The 17,999-nt window shown below is 72.2% G+C and carries 16 protein-coding genes; 5 read left to right on the forward strand and 11 right to left on the reverse strand.

Features of this window, described 5'->3' with window-relative positions; translation table 11 throughout:
* Positions 1-24: 24 nt before the first annotated feature.
* From ACQPZQ_RS03310 to ACQPZQ_RS03340, 7 genes are all read right to left on the reverse strand, one after another.
* Positions 25-942, reverse strand: a complete 918-nt coding sequence (locus ACQPZQ_RS03310) for a glycoside hydrolase family 16 protein (protein ID WP_433291899.1) — start codon at positions 940-942, stop codon at positions 25-27.
* A gap of 57 nt (positions 943-999) precedes the next feature.
* Entirely contained in the window at positions 1,000-2,592 is a 1,593-nt protein-coding gene (locus tag ACQPZQ_RS03315) for a family 16 glycosylhydrolase (protein WP_433291901.1), read from the reverse strand.
* 19 nt (positions 2,593-2,611) lie between these two features.
* Positions 2,612-3,223 carry a hypothetical protein gene (locus tag ACQPZQ_RS03320; protein ID WP_433291903.1) on the reverse strand — a complete coding sequence of 204 codons (612 nt, stop codon included), beginning with the start codon at positions 3,221-3,223 and terminating at the stop codon, positions 2,612-2,614.
* A gap of 4 nt (positions 3,224-3,227) precedes the next feature.
* Complete coding sequence (locus tag ACQPZQ_RS03325) at positions 3,228-4,346, reverse strand: hypothetical protein (protein ID WP_433291905.1); 1,119 nt, start codon at positions 4,344-4,346, stop codon at positions 3,228-3,230.
* A 21-nt stretch (positions 4,347-4,367) separates the two neighbouring features.
* On the reverse strand, positions 4,368-5,051 hold the full coding sequence (locus ACQPZQ_RS03330) for a hypothetical protein (RefSeq protein WP_433291907.1): 684 nt from the start codon (positions 5,049-5,051) through the stop codon (positions 4,368-4,370).
* Complete coding sequence (locus tag ACQPZQ_RS03335) at positions 5,048-5,956, reverse strand: hypothetical protein (protein ID WP_433291909.1); 909 nt, start codon at positions 5,954-5,956, stop codon at positions 5,048-5,050. Before ACQPZQ_RS03335 ends, ACQPZQ_RS03330 begins: the two co-directional genes overlap by 4 nt.
* A 279-nt stretch (positions 5,957-6,235) precedes the next feature.
* Entirely contained in the window at positions 6,236-7,744 is a 1,509-nt protein-coding gene (locus ACQPZQ_RS03340; RefSeq protein ID WP_433291911.1) for a glutamate--cysteine ligase, read from the reverse strand.
* Between the two features lie 175 nt (positions 7,745-7,919).
* On the opposite strand from ACQPZQ_RS03340, the gene ACQPZQ_RS03345 reads away from it, so the two are divergent.
* Together ACQPZQ_RS03345 and ACQPZQ_RS03350 are read left to right on the forward strand one after the other, a co-directional pair.
* Positions 7,920-8,732 (forward strand): TrmH family RNA methyltransferase, encoded by an 813-nt coding sequence (locus ACQPZQ_RS03345; protein WP_433291913.1) that lies wholly within the window; start codon positions 7,920-7,922, stop codon positions 8,730-8,732.
* Between the two features lie 4 nt (positions 8,733-8,736).
* Positions 8,737-9,294 carry a DUF2537 domain-containing protein gene (locus ACQPZQ_RS03350; protein ID WP_433291915.1) on the forward strand — a complete coding sequence of 186 codons (558 nt, stop codon included), beginning with the start codon at positions 8,737-8,739 and terminating at the stop codon, positions 9,292-9,294.
* A gap of 11 nt (positions 9,295-9,305) precedes the next feature.
* Here the strand turns inward: ACQPZQ_RS03350 and sepH are convergent, their stop codons facing one another.
* The 3 genes from sepH to ACQPZQ_RS03365 form a co-directional block, all read right to left on the reverse strand.
* Complete coding sequence (gene sepH / locus ACQPZQ_RS03355) at positions 9,306-10,379, reverse strand: septation protein SepH (protein ID WP_433291917.1); 1,074 nt, start codon at positions 10,377-10,379, stop codon at positions 9,306-9,308.
* 239 nt (positions 10,380-10,618) lie between these two features.
* Complete coding sequence (gene serC / locus ACQPZQ_RS03360) at positions 10,619-11,755, reverse strand: phosphoserine transaminase (RefSeq protein ID WP_433291919.1); 1,137 nt, start codon at positions 11,753-11,755, stop codon at positions 10,619-10,621.
* On the reverse strand, positions 11,752-12,840 hold the full coding sequence (locus tag ACQPZQ_RS03365) for a GlxA family transcriptional regulator (RefSeq protein ID WP_433291921.1): 1,089 nt from the start codon (positions 12,838-12,840) through the stop codon (positions 11,752-11,754). Before ACQPZQ_RS03365 ends, serC begins: the two co-directional genes overlap by 4 nt.
* A gap of 71 nt (positions 12,841-12,911) precedes the next feature.
* Here ACQPZQ_RS03365 and ACQPZQ_RS03370 point away from each other — a divergent pair, with 71 nt between their 5' ends.
* Complete coding sequence (locus tag ACQPZQ_RS03370) at positions 12,912-14,183, forward strand: MFS transporter (RefSeq protein ID WP_433291923.1); 1,272 nt, start codon at positions 12,912-12,914, stop codon at positions 14,181-14,183.
* A gap of 19 nt (positions 14,184-14,202) precedes the next feature.
* On the opposite strand, the gene ACQPZQ_RS03375 is transcribed toward ACQPZQ_RS03370, so the two are convergent.
* Positions 14,203-15,318, reverse strand: a complete 1,116-nt coding sequence (locus ACQPZQ_RS03375; protein ID WP_433298984.1) for a citrate synthase 2 — start codon at positions 15,316-15,318, stop codon at positions 14,203-14,205.
* A 364-nt stretch (positions 15,319-15,682) separates the two neighbouring features.
* On the opposite strand from ACQPZQ_RS03375, the gene pdxH reads away from it, so the two are divergent.
* Entirely contained in the window at positions 15,683-16,333 is a 651-nt protein-coding gene (gene pdxH, locus ACQPZQ_RS03380) for a pyridoxamine 5'-phosphate oxidase (RefSeq protein ID WP_433291925.1), read from the forward strand.
* A gap of 206 nt (positions 16,334-16,539) precedes the next feature.
* Positions 16,540-17,916, forward strand: coding sequence for an MFS transporter (locus ACQPZQ_RS03385; protein ID WP_433291927.1), 1,377 nt, complete (start codon positions 16,540-16,542; stop codon positions 17,914-17,916).
* Positions 17,917-17,999: the final 83 nt, after the last annotated feature.

The raw sequence follows: 17,999 nt of genomic DNA on the forward strand, positions 1-17,999 counted from the left end.
CGTTCTGGGTTCGGTCCGCCCGTCTCAGGGGGCGTAGATACGCACCCAGTCGACCTCGAGTTGCACCTGCGCTGGGGTGGTGTCGTCGATCGGCGGGATCCAGTCCTTGCCATACGGGCCGATGTCCTGCTGCATCGCGAGGTGCATCGGGCGCGGCGGAATGGTCTTCGGGTCGGTGCTGCGGAAGATCTCCTGACCGTCGATGAAACCGGCCACGTGGTCGGGACCCCACTCCACGGCGTAGTTGTGCCACTGGGTGAAGTCGCCGGGTGTGGTGGTGCCGATCTGGCTGTTGTCCTCGCTGTAGTGCAGGACGAAGTGACTCTCGTTGCGCTGTCCCTTGGGGATCTCCATGAAGTTGATCTCGCCCCCCTCTGGCCAGTCCTCGGCGTCCGGCCAGAGCAGGATGACCGCGCCGTAGCCGGTGCCCTGCTGCGCACGGGCCCGCACCTCCCAGCGTCCGTGCTGCTGGCCCTGCGACCACGCCATGCCTCCGGAGGAGTAGCCGTGGCTGGTGATCTTCAGTGTTCCGTTCGAGACTGAAATGTTGTCCGGATCGTGCTGGCCGACGCCACCTGTGGTCTCCCCGCTGTAGGCGGACCAGAGGTCGGTGTTCAGCGCGGTGCCGTCGAACTCGTCGTTCGCCACGAGCGGCCAGTTGTTCCGTATCGCGGCCTCGGTGTCGGAACGGGTGCTCGGGTCGAGGGTGGAGCGGCCCTCGGGGCGAATCGGGTCGCGGGTGTCGATGCCCTCGTCGGCCGGTGCGGCGGCCGGTGTCTGCCCGCCGTCACCCCCGCCCTGGCTGACCGCGACGCCGATCAGCACTCCCAGCAACGCGGCCACCACCGCGACGGCCACCATGACGATGGCCGTCCGGCGTTTGACCGTCGGCGGTGGAGTGTCCGGTGGGTCGGGCATGGTCAGCTGTTGCGTGTCGGCCACGCCGGAAACCGTAATGTGACACCACTGTGCGAATGCTGAGAGTGGGTCACGAACGGGTCACCGCCACGAAAACAGCCGACGGAGCAGTTCTCGCACCGGGCTCTCATTGTGGTCCCCCTCGTCGCTGTCATCGCGCTCGTCGCTCTTCTGGCTGTTGTCGTCTGCCGAGCCGCGTTCGTTGCCGTTGTCGTCGTCTTCGCTCGCGCTGCTGCGCTTACCGGTGGTGCCGGTATCGCTCGTGGAGCCGTCGAGGGAATACTGCCGCACCCAATCGACCTCCATGATCGACTGCTTGGGGGTGTCGCCCTCGGGAAACCAGTCGAGCTGGATGCACAGGTGCATCGGTCCGGGCGGGAAGATGCTGCTGTCGGTGGTGCGGTACCACTCCTCGCCGTCGACGTATGCGGTGATCGCCTCCGGCGTCCACTCCACCGCCCAGTTGTGCCACTCGGTGCCGTCGATCTCGACCGAGCCGTTCACCTGCGAATTGTCCTTGCCGTAGTGGATGAAGATGTCGGTCTTCTGGCGAGTGTGGTCCATCATCTCCATGAAGTCGATCTCTCCGCCCACCGGGAAGTCCTCGGCGTCGGGCCAGAGCAGCAGCAGCGCGTTGTAGGACGGATCCGATACCGGGGCCCGCACCCGGCCTTCCCACCTGCCGTACTTCTGGCCCGGGTTCCACGCCATTCCGGCCGTGGTGCCGGAGGAATCACCGGTGATCGTGAGGATCCCGTCCTCCACGGAGACGGCCGACGGCGAGCGGGTGCCATTCCCGCCGTGGCCGGGGCCGTCGTAGATGTCCCACTGGTCGGTGCCGTTGGAGAAGTCGTCCTCCCGGTTGGGAGTGCCCCAGCCGTGCTGCTCCGCCGCTGTGGTGCCTTCGTTTGCACTCGATCCGGTGGCTGAGCCTGCTCCGACCGAGTTGCGGGAGCCGTCGGCGCGGCTACCGGAACCGCTGTCGGAGCCGGAGTCCGAATGGCCTGAGTCGGAAGAGCCCGAGTCCGAGTCCGAGTCGGAACTGCCGGAGCGGGAGGCGGTGCCGGAGCGATCGCTGTCGGCTTCGTTTCCCCTGTTCTTGCTGTCGGTATCGGAGTCGGAGGCGCTGTCGCCGCGTTCGTCGCCAGACCTGCTGCTCATGTCGCTCTCGTCGCTGTCGTTCTCACTGCTGTCGCTCTCATTGCTGTCGTTGTCGGCGCCGGTATTGCTGCTGGCGTCGTTGTCGCCGGTGTCGTTCCGGTCGTCGTCCCGAGTGTCGTCGTCGTTCTCGGCCGAGCTTTCGTCCGAGCCGTCGGTGGAGCGCGGAGCATTGTCCGTGGTGTCTTCGGACGGGTCGTCGCCACTGTCCTGAGAGCCGGATCCGGAAGGGCTGCCGCTCGATCCGGTGTCGCCGGAATCGGCATCACTGCTGCGCTCGGGGTCGCGACCGGCGGCGCCGGTGCGCTCGTCCGGGGTGGTGTCGGCCGGCTCCGCGCCGTCGGCAGCGGCGGCGAGGGAGTCGCTCACTCCGGGTTCGATGACCTTGATCGACGGCTCCGACGGCAGTGCGTCGCCGGTGGCGGCATCGGTGCCGGGCGCGACGAGGATGACCACCACGGCGATGCCGGTCGACAGGTACTTCCGGACCAGCTCCTCGAGCTCCTGGAAGCTCATGACGGGCACTCCTGTCGCATCAGTGCTCCCCGGAGGGGAGATCGGGGGTGGCAGGGGAGTCGGCGGCCACCAGCCACCGGCCGTCCGCCTGGCGGGCCAGCACGACGTAGCGGGTGACGAGCTCGACCACGACCTCGCCACCGGGCGGCCCCGTGGCCGTGCCGACCTCGGCGCGGTAACCGCGCCGCACGTCGTCGTGGTCGACGGCCACGAGCTCCAGCGCGGTGGCCGCGGCGGTGCGCAGAGCGCCCGGAGGCGGCGGATCGAGCACCACTTCGCCGACGGCCCCCGGCGCCGTGTCCGGCGCCGCGTAGCCCGCCGCGCGCCGGTGCGTGCGGCCCGTGTCGGCCGGCGTGACGGAGTGGGCGGCGGCGAGGTAGGCCCGGGCGACGGCCTCGGGATCGGTGAGGTCGACGCCGGGGTCGACCGGGAGGGGCGGGGCGCCGCGCTGCACGGTCGGCGCGTCGAGCGCGACGCGGTCGTCCTCGCTCAGCGTGCCGCCGAGAGGGGGGTCGCCCGACGGGGGCACGACACCGGCGGCCGCGCCTCCCACCAGCACCAGCGCCATCACGGCCACCGCGGCGGCGGCGAATGCGGCCAGCAGGGGCACTCGGCGGTCTCCACGCTTCACGGCGTCACTCCCGGAAACTCACGTGAACGTGGTCGAAGTGGCCGCCGGTGGCATCGCGGACGTCGTAGACACCGCCGCCCGTGTAGCGCCGGCCCCACCCGCCGTCGTCCTTGACGCTCGGGTCCCAGTAGCGGCCCTGCCAGATCAGGTACTTCACCCGCAGCGGCTCGGCATTGGCGCGGAACCAGTTGGCGACCAGCCAGCCGTTGTCCAGCTCGGCCCCCTTGGGGAACGTGCCCGCGGACGTGGGGAACAGATCGCACGCGCGGCCACGCGAATGGTCGCTGCGCGGGTTCCAGGCGTGCTTGTCCCAACAGCCCGCCGAGTGGATGAGGGGGCCGCCCGACCAGCTGCCGAAGGCCGCCGCGGCGGCTTCGAGACCGTGGCGCGTGGCCCCGGTGAGACATCCGTCGCCGGTGGGGTCGGGTGGCCGGCAGGCGGTGGCGCCACCGGTCCACGCCGCCGGAGCAGCGGCCGGGGCCGGCACCGGGGCGGAGGCGGGCGGGGGTGGCGCGGCGAACCGTTCCAGGTTGCTGTGGACCGCGGCGATGTAGCGCCGCACCACCTGCGCGCACCGCTCGCCGCAGCCGGCCTCCCCGGCCGCGGGTATGCCGGTGGCGCTGTTCGTCACCCGGCCGCACCCCGCGATGTGGCAGACGAGCATGGCGTCGAGCGGGGCGGCCTGCTTGCCGGTCGACTTCAGGTGCGCCGTGACGGCTCGCAGGTTCGCGCAGACCCACGGCACCGCGACCCGGAGATGCTCCTGCGCCGTGAGGACCTGGTCGTCCGGGTGGGGTGGGTCCGACCGCCAGGCCTGCCCACCGGCGGCCTCCCAGTTGCCGCGGCTGAACTGGTACAGCCCGGCCGGTCCGCCGGAGCGCTCGGACTCCAGCGCCTGGTCCCAGCCGGACTCCGCCTGAACCTGGGCCACCACCCACAGCGGTGGCAGTTCGGGGCACTGCGTCGTGGTCAGCTCGGTGATCAGCGGGAGCGACTCGCGGGCGAGCGCAGGCACGCGCTCGACGGCCACACCCGACACCGACGGCGGCACGGGCGCCGGCGCAGCTCCCAGCAGGAGCAGGCCTGCCAGCGCGAGAAGGACCGGCGTCACTCGGCCGGGCACCCGGGACGATCGTGTCACCGCTCACCCCGCTCGTCCCACCGCGACGGCTTCGCCGATGGCCTCGGCCTCGAGCGCCTCGTCGTCGGGCTCCAGGTCCGGTTCGAGGCGTGACACGGGCACCGGGACGACCGGGCGTGGCGCGGCGATCAGGACGGGCTGGAACTGCGTCGCTCGGTCGACCGGCCGCATGACCGGGACGGGGATCGCCCTCGGCAGATCTGTGCTCGGCCGGGCGAGCAGCGGCGGCACCGGCCTGGCGAGCAGGCCCGACCCGACGAGGGCCGCGACGAGCGCGCGCAGCGCTGCGGCGTGCTCGCGCAGCGGGCTGGTCAGCTGCTCCGGGGGCTGGGCCAGTACGGCGGCGGCGTCATAGTGGGTCTTCGTCAGGTGGTGCCACTCGGCCACGTGCGGGAGCGCCACAACGGTCTCGAAGCGCTGGTGCAGCGGGTGGTGGAGGCCATCTGCCGGTTCCGGCTCGTCGCCCGGCCCGAGGGTGACCGCGAGGATGGGACGTGGGCGGGCCGGGGCGCAGACGAGGGTGGCGGCCTGCCGCAGCGACGCCCGGCGGCACACCACGATGTCGGCTCCGCGGGCGGCGCGTGCCTCGAGCCGCCCCCCGTCGTGGGCGTGCAGGGCGGCGGCGAGCGTGGTGGCGCCGTCGCCCGCGGCGAGCCCGACGATGACGGGCTTGCGGACGGTGCTCACCAGGCACCTGCCGCACGGGGCTCGCTGAGCGGGTCGTCGTCGGCGAGCGTGTGGTCGTCGGCAGCGATGGCGGCCGACGGCTGCGGCTCAGGCTCCTCGCCGAGCGTCTCCTCGCCGGCGTCGACAACGAGGCGGCCGCCCTCCGACACCACGGCGACGCTCAGCCGTATCCAGGACGACGGGAGGCCGCGCCAGCCGCGGCCGGTGGGAGCGGGGGCGGACGCGGGTGTGCCGACGGTGCTCCCGGGCTCCGGACCGGTGCCCGTGGCCCGGTCGGCCTCCCGCTCGCCCACGCAGCGATACGGCGTGACCCGGACTCGGACGTCGACGAGAACCCGCCCCTCGCCGTCGGGGCTCACCCGGCCGGGCAGCGCGAACTCGGCGCGCTGCCGCCCGTGGCCGGACCAGCCCAGATGCGCCGGGTCGGCGCCAGAGGCGGCCAGATAGTCCTGCAGCACCCGTCCCCGTCGCTGGGGGTCCTCCTCGTCCCAGGACAGGTAGTCGACGGCGAAGGCGCCGGCCAGAGCGGCCGCCTCGGCCGGGTGGGGCGTGGGTGGGCCGGGCGGCGGTGGCGCTGCTTGCCCCCACCAGTCGGGCGGTTGGGGTGCGGGTGGTCGGGGAGCCGGGACGGCGGGGATCGGCGGGAAGCCGTAGGGATCGGTCGGGGGATCCGCGGGTGGTAGCGCACCTCGCGGCGGCACCGGGCGGGCCGCGCGCGTGGCCGGTCCGGCGACCTGAGCGGGCCAGGGGGCACCCGCACCGACCGGTGGTGGGCCGGCGGCACCCCAGGGGGGCGGCGGCCCGTAGGGACCCGGAGGGCCGTAGGGCCAGGCCCCGGGGCCGGGCGGCGCGGGCGACGGACTTGCCGGCGTCGGGGCGCGGCCGAAGAGCCGGAAACGGGCCACGGCCGTCACCGGCCGTGGCCGGGGAGCGCGGCCCCGCGCCTGCGAAGGCTTGGATGGGGTCGATCGGGCATGGTCCCCCCGTTCTGCGGGCGCGCGAGATCGCACCCGCAGCGGGGCGCCGGGGCGCGCGGACTAGTGGTGAGGACGACCGGATCGGCCGGTCGACCTGCGGCTATCTGGGATCGGCCGCGATCGGAACGGGATCGACACTAGGAGCGGGGCGCAGCGCCGCGGGGCGGAACGGGAAAGGGCTTTGCGATGGTGAACGGGCCGAACCGGTCAGGCCGGGACGGGCCAGTCGCTCACCGGTTCGTTGGCCGCTGAGGAGTCGAGATAGCGCTGGAGCATGCCGCGCAGCGCCGTGTGCCGGTCGGCGCCGCGGGCCTCCAGAGCAGCCACGGTGTCGAGTTGCCAGGCCGCCCCTGTGCGCCGGTTGAGGCAGCGCCGCTCGATCACCGAGAGGTAGCGATCGCTCACCTCGGCGGAGACGCCCCACCGGCGGAGCCCCTGGGCGGCCTGCGGAAGCAGCTTGCGCAGAACGAGCTCGTCGGGACGGATCCAGCCGCTACCCGGCCAGTAGAGCGGGCCTTCCATGCCGTGCCGCGCTGCGGTGGTGAAGTTCTCCTCGGCGGCCTCGAACGACATCGAGCTCCACAGCGGCCGCTCGGCCTCCACGAGCTCACGCAGCAGCCCGTAGAAGAACAACGCGTTGGCCACCATGTCGATCGGGGTCGGTCCGGCCGGCAGCACGCGGTTCTCGATGCGGACGTGCGGCATCCCGTCTGCGACGTCGTACACGGGCCGGTTCCAGCGCCAGATGGTGCCGTTGTGCAGCCGGAGCTCGTCGAGGCCGGGTACGTGACCGTCGTGCAGCTCGGCCATCGGGTCGGTGTCCTCGGTGACGGGCATCAGCGCGGGGAAGTACCGCCCGTTCTCCGAGAAGAGGTCGAGGATCGAGGTGATCCAGCGCTCGCCGAACCACACCCTCGGCCGTACGCCCTGGTTGCGCAGCTCGGGTGTGCGCACGTCGCAGGACTGCTCGAACAGCGGGACCCGCGTCTCGGCCCACAACCGGGAGCCGAGCAGAAACGGGGAGTTGGCGGCGACGGCGAGCTGCACGCCTGCCAGGCACTGCGCGGCGTTCCAGTACCCGGCGAACGAGTCGGGGTGCACCTGCAGGTGCAGCTGCATGGAGGTGCAGGCCGCCTCGGGGGCGATGGAGTCGAAGTCGGCAGTGAGGTGCTCGGGCTCCACCCCGTGCTTGCCAGACGGGTCGTCGCCTGCGATGTCGAGCCGGATCGGCTCGCCCCTGGCGTTGAGCATCTGCTCGTTGAGCATCTCGTAGCGCTGGTCGGGCGACAGAGCGTCGGGCACGAGGTGGCGGCGTTCGAGGGTGGGGAGGATGCCGATCACGGCCAGGAGGGCGCCGCAGTCCCGTGCTTTCGCCCTGGCGACGGCGAGCTCGTCGAGGAGCTGGTGCTCCAGGTGGCGCCACTGGTCGCCGGGAAGCGGCCGGGGAGGCAGGTTCAGCTCGAGGTTCCAGCGGCCGAGCTCGGACTGGAACTCCGACGACCCGATCGCGTCCAGCACGTCGGCACCGGTCAGGGATGGTTCGAAGTCGCGGCCGACGAGGTTGAGCTCCACCTCGATCCCCGTCATCGGCTCGTCACGGGCGAACGGGTGCTCCCGCAGCATCAGGGCGAGGACGTCGAGGCAGCGTTGCACCTTCGCCCGGTACTGCTGTCTGTCCCGTCGACTGAACGTTCGCCGGTCGACGTCCTGGCCCATGCGTGCGGTGCCTCCTGCCCCCGGGCCGAGCCGGAGTGTCTCGATGCTCGGACCGAGCAGTCCTCGGGCGGCGGGCGCCTCCGGGCGGTTGTCAACCGTGACACGGTGGGTGAACCCGCCGCTACGGCCGACCGGATGACGGAGCCGACACGCCGCGGCTGGGACGATTCGGAGCGTGGCGACCATCATCACTCTCGACGATCCGGGTGACCCACGGGCGGATGACTACCGGGACCTCACGGCCGCCGACCGACGCCCGGACCGGCCGGGAGGCCGCGGCCTCGTGATCGCCGAAGGGGTCGTCGTGGTGCGGCGCATGATCGACTCGCCGTACCCGGTGCGCTCGCTGCTGGGCGTGCGGCGGCGGATCGACGAGCTCGCAACCGATCTTGCCGGGCTGGAGGTGCCTGCCTACGCCACCGACGCCCCGACGATGGCCGAGGTCGTCGGTTTCCATCTCAACCGGGGGGTGCTCGCGGTGGCGGATCGGGCGGCGCCGCCCGACCCGGCGGCGCTGGTGCGCGACGCACGTCTCGTGGCGGTGCTCGAAGGTGTGAACGACCACGAGAACCTCGGCGCGCTGTTCCGCAACGCGGCCGCGCTCGGCGTCGACGCGGTGCTGCTCGGGCCGCGCTGCTCCGACCCGCTCTACCGGCGCAGCGTGCGCGTCTCGATGGGACACGTCCTGCGGGTGCCGTTCACCGAGCTGCCCGGCCCCTGGCCTGCGTCGCTCGACGTGCTGCGGGCTGCGGGCCTGCGGGTGGCCGCGTTGACACCGGCAGCTGACGCCGTGCCGATCACGGCGTCGGGGCTGCAGGGAGAGCGCGTCGCGCTGCTGCTCGGCGCGGAGGGCCCCGGTCTCTCGGACGAGGCGCTGGCCGCGGCGGATCTGCGGGTCCGGATCCCGATGACCACCGGGGTGGACTCCCTGAACGTCGCGACCGCGGCCGCCGTCGCCTTCCACGCCGTGGGATCGGTCGTAGGGTGAGGCCGTGGAGCTCGTCGCGGGGGGCCGGGTCGTACTCGGGGAACGACAGCCGGGCGACCCTGCGTTGCCACGCGATCTGCAGGAGGCGCTGCGGGAGTGGGCGGCGTTCGCGGTGTCGGTGACGCGCTCCGGTGGCCCACGCGAGCTCGAGCTTCTACAACGCCGCGGGCGTCAGCTGGCGTCGCGCGTGGCCGACCACCTCGGCCGCTCCGTGGAATTCACCGATCCGATCACCGGGGAGGTCGAGTGGATCCAGGTGGGGTCCACCGGCCCGATCCCGCGGACGTCGGGCGAGCCGACCGGACCGACGCCCTGGGCCACGGGACTCGCCGTCTCCGCGTTCTGCGCGGTGCTCATCGCGTTCGCCGACATCGCGCTCAGCCGCGCGTTCGCCGAGGCGTTCGGGCTGCTGTGGGTGCCGGCCAACCTGCTCGTCGGGCTCGGCCTGGCCCCGTCGCTATACCTGCTGCGGGCCACGCCGTTCTGGCGCTGGCCGTCGATGGGCGCGGCGGCAGGCCTGGTGGCGGCGTGGCTCGTGCTGCTGCTGGGGCTGCTGGGCTGAACGGCCGGCGATCAGCGCTGGCCGCGCACTCCCAGGAGGACCTCGTCCCAGGACGGCATCACCGGCTTGCCCTTCTTGGTGCGCCGGTTCGTGGCGGGCGCCTCGGGCGCGGGCTGGCTCGCGGCCGGCTCCTCGGCCGCGGGCTGCTCGGTGGCAGGCTCGGCCACCGGCTTCTCGGACCGCGGGGGCGCAGCAGGCTGCTCGCGCTTCGCAGCCGGGGCAGCCGGCGGAGGAGTGGTGCGGGGCTCGGCCGGCGGCTGGCGCTGAGCAGGCGGCGCGGCCCGGCGAGGCTCGGGCGCGGGGCGGGCGAGAGGGCGCTCAGCCGCGCGTGACGTCTCGGAAGCGGTGTGGTCGCGACCGCTGTCGATGCGCCCGCTGGCGCGCACGGTGTCAGAGGCGGCTGCGCGCAGCTCCTCGGTGTGGTTCGGCGCGGGTGGTTCCGGGACCTCCTCGGTGCGGCCGAGCTCGATGACCGGTCCGACGGTGCGCAGCGGCCGCGCCGGCAACCCCTCGACCAGGTCGCTGGCGTGCTCGTCCACAGCAGTGACCGTGCCGCCGTTCGCCCCGGGCTGGAACGTCCAGTGCGCGCGGTTGTCCGACCGGCCCGCGCGCCAGGACAGCGCGACGACCCAGCGGCCGTCCTCGCCCTTCCACGAGTCCCACTCGGCCTCGCCGTAGTTCTGGCCGCGCAGCCCGAAGGTGTGCGCGACGACGTCGCCGAGCATGCGTGTGTCGGGTCCGTCGGCGCGCACCGGATGGGCGCGCTGCGCCACCTCCGCCGTGCGGGAACGTTCCAATAGCACCGGGTACGCGAAGCGTTCGATCTTCTGCAGTGGCACACCTGCGGCCGTGGCGACCTGCTCCACGGATGCTCCGGCACGGATGCGGGCCTGGATCTCGCGAGGGCGCAACTGACTCTCCAACTCGATCGCGATCTGTCCGAGCCGGGAGAGGTCTCCCCGTGCGGCAGCACGTAACTGCTCATCCGCCGGTACGGTGAAGCGCTCGTGGCGAACAGGATCCTCGAGAACGACGGAGATCTCACCGCCGCTCTCGGTGATCCCGACGACCCGCAGCGCCCGCATCGACGGCCTCCCCGCTCTCGTTCTCCCCGTCTGGGTGACGGTAGTTGCCGAATCGCAACCTGAGGTGGAGGCGCGCCGGGCCGGTGCAACGTCGCCTCACGTCGACGCTGCCCCGGTCAGCGCTTCCCCCGCGCGCAGCATTGCACGTTTTCGCCTCAGAGGCGCACTGATCCGACATTACGGTTTCGACTACCCAGTGTTACCGATGGAGATCGATACAGGACGCGACCGGTGGACGGTCAGGCCATCTGCTCGACTACCCAGTCGATGCAGGAGGTGAGGGCCTGCACGTCGTCCGGCTCGACCGCGGGGAACATGCCGATGCGCAGCTGGTTGCGCCCGAGCTTGCGGTAAGGCTCGGTGTCGACGATCCCGTTGGCCCGCAACGTCTTGGCGACCGCCGCCGCGTCCACCGAGTCGGCGAAGTCGATCGTGCCGACCACCTGCGACCGGTGTGCCGGGTCGGCGACGAACGGCGTGGCGAACGAGGACTTCTCGGCCCAGGTGTAGAGCCGCCCCGACGAGTCGGCGGTGCGGGCGACACAGGCGTCGAGGCCGCCGAGCCCGAGCATCCAGTCGATCTGGTCGGCCATCAGGAACAGGGTGGCGACGGCAGGCGTGTTGTAGGTCTGGTCCTTGCCCGAGTTGTCGACGGCCGTGGCGAGCGACAGGAACGGCGGGATCCACCGGTCGGTGGCCGCGATCTCGGCCACCCGCTCCAGGGCGGCGGGGCTCATCAACGCGATCCACAGGCCGCCGTCGGAGGCGAAGCCCTTCTGGGGCGCGAAGTAGTAGACGTCGGCATTGCTCATGTCGACGGGCAGCCCGCCTGCACCCGAGGTGGCGTCGATCGCGACGAGCTGGCCGTCGGTGGCGCCGTCCGGACGCACGACGGGAACGGCGACGCCGGTGGAGGTCTCGTTGTGGGCCCAGGCGAGAAAGTCGCACGACGGGTCCGAGGTGGGGGCGGGGGCGCTGCCTGCGTCCGCCTTGACGATGACCGGGTCGCCCAGGAAGGGGGCGCCGCCGGTGGAGTCGGCGAACTTCGACGAGAACTCGCCGTAGGCCAGGTGGAGGGCGCGCTGCCGTACCAGGCCGAATGCCGCAGCGTCCCAGAACGCCGTGGTGCCGCCGTTGCCGAGCACGACCTCGTAGCCATCCGGTAGCGAGAAGAGGTCGGCGAGCCCGGCGCGAATGCGCCCGACCAGCGACTTCACCGGCTTCTGCCGGTGCGACGTTCCCATCACAGCGGCGCCGGCGTCGGCGAGCGCGGCGAGCTGCTCTGGGCGAACCTTGGACGGGCCGCAGCCGAAATGCCCGTCGGCGGGCTTGAGCTCGGCGGGGATCTTCAGGTCGGTTGTCGTCGAGGCTGTCACCGCTCCAGTGTCGCAGCCGTTGGCGTGTCGAGCCGGGTGTGGGTACTCACGGAATCGTGACGGGACACCCGTCCGGACCTGTGCTGATCGTCCTGGGCGGCGACGCCGTCGCCGCGGTATGTGCGCCGGTAGACCAGCGGGGACACCCCGATGGCGGCGTGCAGATGCAGGCGCATCGACGTGGCGGTGCCGAACCCCGCCACGGCCGCGACGCGCTCCACCGGGAGGTCGGTGGTCTCCAGCAGCCGCCGCGCGAGGGCCACCCGTTGCATCGCGAGCCAGCGTGCGGGACTGAGTCCGGTCTCGTCGCGGAACCGCCGGGTGAACGTCCGCACGCTCATCGCGGCGTGCGCGGCCATGTCGGCGAGGGCGAGGGGCGTGCCGAGGCGCTCCAGGGCCCATGCCCTGGTGGGGGCGGTGCCGGGACCGTCGGGGTCGGGGAGCGGTTCCATGAACTGGGACTGCCCACCGTCGCGCCACGGAGCCACCACGCTGCGCCGTGCCACGCGGTTGGCCACCGAGGCGCCGTGGTCGCGGCGCACGATGTGCAGGCACAGGTCGATTCCGGCCGCGTTCCCCGCGGACGTCAGCACGTCGCCGTCATCGACGTAGAGGACGTCGGGATCGAGCAGCACCGCCGGGAACATCGCCCGGAACGCCGCGGCGTGCATCCAGTGGGTGGTGGCCGGGCGGTCGTCGAGCAGGCCTGCCGCGGCGAGCACGAACGCCCCGGTGCAGATGGACACCATGCGGGCGTCGAGGCCATGCAGCGCGGCGGCGAGCTCCGGCTCGAGCTCGCCGCGTTCCCGCGCGGTGCCGCCGTAGATCCCGGGGACGACCACGGTGCCGGCCGTGCGCAGGATCGACGCGTCGTGCTCGGGCAGCACCTGGTAGCCGGCCGAGGTGCGGACCGGTCCGCCGTCCAGCGTGGCGACGCGCACCTTGTAGAGCGGGCGCTCGTCGTCGTCGACGGCCCCGCCGAGCAGCCGGTGGGGCAGGCCGAGCTCGAACGCCACGACGGTGGGCAGGGCGAGCACGGCGACCTCATGGACGTCGGAGCGGGCCTGTCCGTTGGGGAGGGCCATGGCCGAATCCTTACACATGATGGCTATCGGGCCACTTTCGTCGTGAGTGTGCAGCATTGATCCTTACCGGCGTGACCGAACTCAGTACGCCGGCGCGCACGCGTCGCATCCATCCCGCCTGGTGGGCCGCGGCCGTGACGTTCCTGGCGCTGGTCGGCGCCGCGGGTTTCCGGGCCGTCCCCGGCGTGCTGATGGACCCGCTGCACATGGAGTTCGGCTGGTCGATCTCGACGATCTCGCTCGCCGCCGCCGTCAACATGGCCCTCTACGGGCTGACGGCGCCGTTCGCGGCCGCACTGATGGAGCGCTTCGGCATCCGTTCCGTGGTCACGGTGGCGCTGGTCGTGGTGGCAGCGGGCAGCGGTCTCACCGTGTTCATGACGGCGAGCTGGCAGCTCGTGCTGTGCTGGGGCGTGCTCGTGGGCCTGGGCACCGGCTCGATGGCGCTCGCGCTGGTCGCGACCGTGACCGGACGGTGGTTCGTCGCCCGTCGCGGGCTCGTCTCCGGCGTGCTCACGGCAGGCGGCGCGGCGGGCGGCCTCGTGTTCCTTCCGCTCGTGTCGCAGCTCGCCGCGGCGTACGGCTGGCGACCCGCCGCTCTCGCCGTGGCGGCCGCGGCGCTGGCGGTGGCCCCACTCGTGATGTGGCTGCTGCGCGACCGCCCGCGCGACGTCGGCGTGGCGCCCTACGGCGGCACCGAGGCCGACGACGTGGACCCGGTGCGGTCGGGCGCGGCGCGGCTGGCAGTGCGGTCGCTGGCCACCGCGGCCAGGACGGGCCCGTTCTGGTACCTCGCACTGGGGATGATGATCTGTGGCGCCACGACGATGGGGTTGATCCAGCCGCATTTCATCCCCGCAGCTCACGACCACGGGATGCCGCAGACGACCGCGGCAGGGCTCCTCGCGCTCGTCGGGATCTTCGACGTGGCGGGCACGATCGCGTCGGGCTGGCTCACCGACCGCGTCAATCCCCGGCTGCTGCTGCTCGCCTACTACGTGCTGCGCGGGCTCTCGTTGCTCGCGCTGCCGTGGCTGTTCGGGCCCGACATCCAGGCGAACATGGTGGCGTTCATCGTGTTCTACGGGCTCGACTGGGTGGCGACGATCCCGCCCACGATGGCGCTGTGCCGGGAGCTCTTCGGCGCGTCCGCGCCCGTCGTGTTCGGCTGGGTGTTCGCCTCCCACCAGGTCGGGGCGGCCCTGATGGCGCTCGGCGCGGGGATCGTGCGCGACGAGATGGGCGCGTACGACATGGCCTGGTACGTCGGCGGAGCGCTGGCGGTGGTGGCAGGCGTGCTCTCGCTGCTGGTGCGACGGATGCCGTTGCCGGCCCCGGCGTGACCCGGGGCCGGCGCGGCCGTCAGTTGTGCTTGATCTCGTCCCAGCCCTCGACCTCGGACGGCCTGCGCGGGCCGGGGCCGATGTACTGCGCGGACGGGCGCACGAGCTTGTTCTCGCGCTTCTGTTCCAGGATGTGCGCCGACCACCCGGCCGTGCGGGCGCTGGTGAACATCGCAGGCATCATGTGCGGCGGCACCTCGGCGAAGTCGAGGATCACCGCGGCCCAGAACTCCACGTTGGTCTCGATCGGGTGGTCGGGGCGCCGGGAGCGCAGCTCACCCAGTGCTGCCTGCTCCAGCGCCACCGCCACCTCGTAACGCGGGGCCTTCAGCTCCTGGCACGTGCGACGGAGCACGCGGGCCCGCGGGTCCTCGGCCCGGTAGACCCGGTGCCCGAAGCCCATGAGCTTCTCCCTGCGGTCGAGGATGCCCGTGACCAGTGCCTTCGGGTCGCCGGACCGCTCGACCGCCTCGAGCATCGGCAGCACCCGGGCAGGGGCTCCGCCGTGCAGCGGCCCGGACATCGCCCCGATGGCCCCCGACAGCGACGCTGCGACGTCGGCACCGGTGGACGCGATGACGCGCGCGGTGAAGGTGGAGGCGTTCATCCCGTGCTCGGCCGCCGACACCCAGTACGCGTCCACGGCCTTGATGTGCGCCGGGTCCGGCTCGCCGCGCCAGCGCGTCATGAACCGCTCGGTGATCGTGCTGCATTCGTCGATGCGCGACTGCGGCACCGCAGGTACGCCGATCCCGCGGGCCGACTGGGCCACGTAGGACAGGGCCATCACCGACGCCCTTGCGAGCTGCTCGCGGGCCTCGTCCTCGGTGATGTCGAGCAACGGGCGGTAGCCCCAGTACGGCGCCAGCATCGCGAGCGCGGCCTGCACGTCCACGCGGACGTCACCCGTGTGCACCGGGATGGGGAACGGCTCGGCGGGAGGCAGGCCCGGTCCGAAACGGCCGTCGACGAGCAGTGCCCAGACGTTGCCGAACGTCACCTTGCCGACGAGGTCCTCGATGTCGACGCCGCGGTAGCGCAGGGCACCGCCGTTCTTGTCCGGCTCCGCGATCTCCGTGCGGAAGGCGACGTGGCCTTCGAGTCCTGGTGTGAAACCCGGCGGTGGCGGGGGTATCTCATGGTCGGCCGTGGCCGGCGCTTTCGAGGCTTCCGCGGTGCCGGAAGGGGTCGTGCCCAATGGGATCGGCGCAGTGGTCACCGCGTCCTCCTCGTCGTGGTGCCCGACAGGGTTCACCGGCCGAAGGCACCGGTGGCGTCATCGGCCGGGCTTCGCTCGCCGTCCGGCGGAGTGCGTCCGGGCCGGCGCGCCGATCGCGGCCGTCCGGCACAGTTGACGTGCACGGTCGACGCGGTCGCGTCACCTTGCCTTCGGCGAGCCTACGGAGGCAACGGGCAGACGGGGTGGGATCCGTCACCGGATCTATCGGACCAAACCGCCGGGTCATAGCGTGACCTCGTAGAACCCGGGGAGGCGCGGCATGGCGGAGCAACTGGCGACGATGCGTGTTGATTACGACAGCGCGGAGCTCGACGTCGCCGCGCTGGCTCCGACCTGGCACGAGCAGCTGGCCCGCTGGCTCGTCGAGGCCGAGGAGGCCGGAATAGCGGAAGCCAATGCGATGGTGCTGGCCACAGCTGGTGCGGACGGCCGTGCGTCGTCGCGGACCGTGCTGTGCAAGGCCGTGGATCCGCGGGGAGTGGTGTTCTACACCAACTACACCTCGAAGAAGAGCCACGACCTGCGGTTCAGTCGCTACGCCTCGGTCACTTTCCCCTGGTACACCATGCACCGGCAGGTCCACGTCCGTGGTCCCGTCGAGCTCGTGGCGCCGGAGGAGACACAGAAGTACTGGGCCACGCGGCCGCGCGGGGCGCAGCTCGGCGCGTGGGCGTCGGCACAGTCCACGGTGGTGCGCGACCGCCGGTCCCTCGACGACGCGCTCGAAGCCGCCACGCGCCGCTTCGCCGACGATGCCGCGGTTCCGGCGCCACCGCACTGGGGCGGCTGGCGGCTCGTGCCGGAGCAGGTGGAGTTCTGGCAGGGCCGCGCCAACCGGATGCACGACCGGCTGCGCTTCGAGGTCGACGGTCACGATCGCAGCTGGAGGGTGCGCCGCCTGGCGCCGTGACGCCGGCCGGGGGACACCGGCCACCGTGATCCTCGGCACTCATCGCCCGCGCGATCCGGGCCCGGCGATCCGGGGACACGGCTCGTCGTTCGTGGATGCGCAGGTGAAGGTCGCGTTCCGGGCTCGGCCCGAGGGCAGCCGGCGGTTTGTCCGGTTGAGGTGTTGGTCGGAACTCTCGGTACAGAGGTGGTACTCGTATCCGAGTGATGCCCGGACCCGACGAACCCACCCGCCCGAGCAGCCTGGGTCCGGAAGCTCCAACCGGGCGGATCGACACAGGCCCCGACGCGCCGACGCGGCGCACCGCCTTCACCACTCAGCGGTTGCGCGTGATCGCCCGTAGCGCGCTGGCCGACACCCGCCCGCTGCGTACGCCTGCCTACCGGCGGCTCTGGAGTGCCGGCGTGGTCACCGTGGTCGGCTCTCAGTTGTCGGTGGTGGCCGTCCCGACCCAGATCTACCAGCTCACCGACTCGTCGGCGTACGTCGGGCTGACGGGCGTGTTCGGGCTCGTGCCGCTGGTCGTCTTCGGGCTCTGGGGCGGCGCCATCGCGGACGTGATGGACCGGCGCGTCCTGCTGCTGGCCTCCGGCGGGGGGATCGCGCTGTCGTCGCTCGCCCTGTGGGTGACGGCGGCGAGCGGCGTCGGCGGCGTGTGGAGCGTGCTGGTCCTGTTCGCCGTGCAGACCGCACTCCTCGCCATCAACCAACCCACCCGCAACGCGGTGATCCCTCGCCTGCTGCCCGCCGAGCAGCTACCGGCGGCCAACGCGCTCAACATGACGGTGCAGCAGGTCGGCGCCATCGCCGGCCCGCTCCTGGCCGGCGTCCTGATCCCGGTCGTGGGGCTGCCGACGCTCTATCTCATCGACGCCATCGCGCTTCTCGCCACCCTCTGGGCCACCTGGCGGCTCCCCTCGCTCCCGCCGGAGAAGGCGGTCACACGCCGCGCCGGGGCCCGCCAGGTCATCGAGGGGTTCCGCTACGTCGCACTGCACAAGGTCCTGCTGGTGTCGTTCCTCATCGACGTCGTTGCCATGGGCTTCGGTATGCCACGGGTGGTGTTCCCCGAGATGGCGCACACGGTGTTCGGCGACCCGATCGCCGGTGGCCCGGCCCTCGGGCTGCTGTTCGCCGCGATACCCATCGGCATGGTGGTGGCCGGCCTGTTCTCGGGCTGGCTGACGCACGTGCGGCGGCAGGGCGTGGCGGTCACGTTCGCGATCTGTACGTGGGGGGTCGGCATCGCTTTGTTCGGGCTGTCGGGCTCGCTGTGGTTCGCGGTGCTGTTCCTCGCCGTGGCGGGCGCGGGCGACATGGTCAGCTCGGCGTTCCGGAACTCGATGCTGCAGACGGTCGCCACCGACGACATGCGTGGCCGCATGCAGGGCGTGTTCACCGTGGTGGTGGTCGGCGGACCGCGGCTCGCGGATCTCTGGCACGGGCCTGCCGCGGCCGCGGTGGGCCCCTCGGCGGCCGTCGCGGCGGGCGGCTTCGCGACGATCGTGTTCGCGATCGTCGTGGTCGCGGTGTTCCCCGTGTTCTGGCGTTACCGCGCGCCGGTGGCCGCCGATCGGCCGTGAACCATATGACGGGCAGGTCTCGATCCTGACAAACCGGACGGCCACCGGATGACGTAGGGCGCATCAGCAGTCACCATCATCGT

The sequence above is a fragment of the Pseudonocardia sp. CA-142604 genome (genome assembly GCF_050948475.1).
GTDB lineage: Bacteria > Actinomycetota > Actinomycetes > Mycobacteriales > Pseudonocardiaceae > Pseudonocardia > Pseudonocardia alaniniphila.

What these genes read in the sequence shown, in the direction of transcription:
- ACQPZQ_RS03340 (WP_433291911.1), bottom strand. Translation starts at nt 7,744, where the DNA reads ATGGGCCAGGACGTCGACCGGCGAACGTTCAGTCGACGGGACAGACAG.
- sepH (WP_433291917.1), bottom strand. Translation starts at nt 10,379, where the DNA reads ATGCGGGCGCTGCGGGTCGTCGGGATCACCGAGAGCGGCGGTGAGATC.
- ACQPZQ_RS03365 (WP_433291921.1), bottom strand. Translation starts at nt 12,840, where the DNA reads ATGGCCCTCCCCAACGGACAGGCCCGCTCCGACGTCCATGAGGTCGCC.
- ACQPZQ_RS03315 (WP_433291901.1), bottom strand. Translation starts at nt 2,592, where the DNA reads ATGAGCTTCCAGGAGCTCGAGGAGCTGGTCCGGAAGTACCTGTCGACC.
- pdxH (WP_433291925.1), top strand. Translation starts at nt 15,683, where the DNA reads ATGGCGGAGCAACTGGCGACGATGCGTGTTGATTACGACAGCGCGGAG.
- ACQPZQ_RS03385 (WP_433291927.1), top strand. Translation starts at nt 16,540, where the DNA reads ATGCCCGGACCCGACGAACCCACCCGCCCGAGCAGCCTGGGTCCGGAA.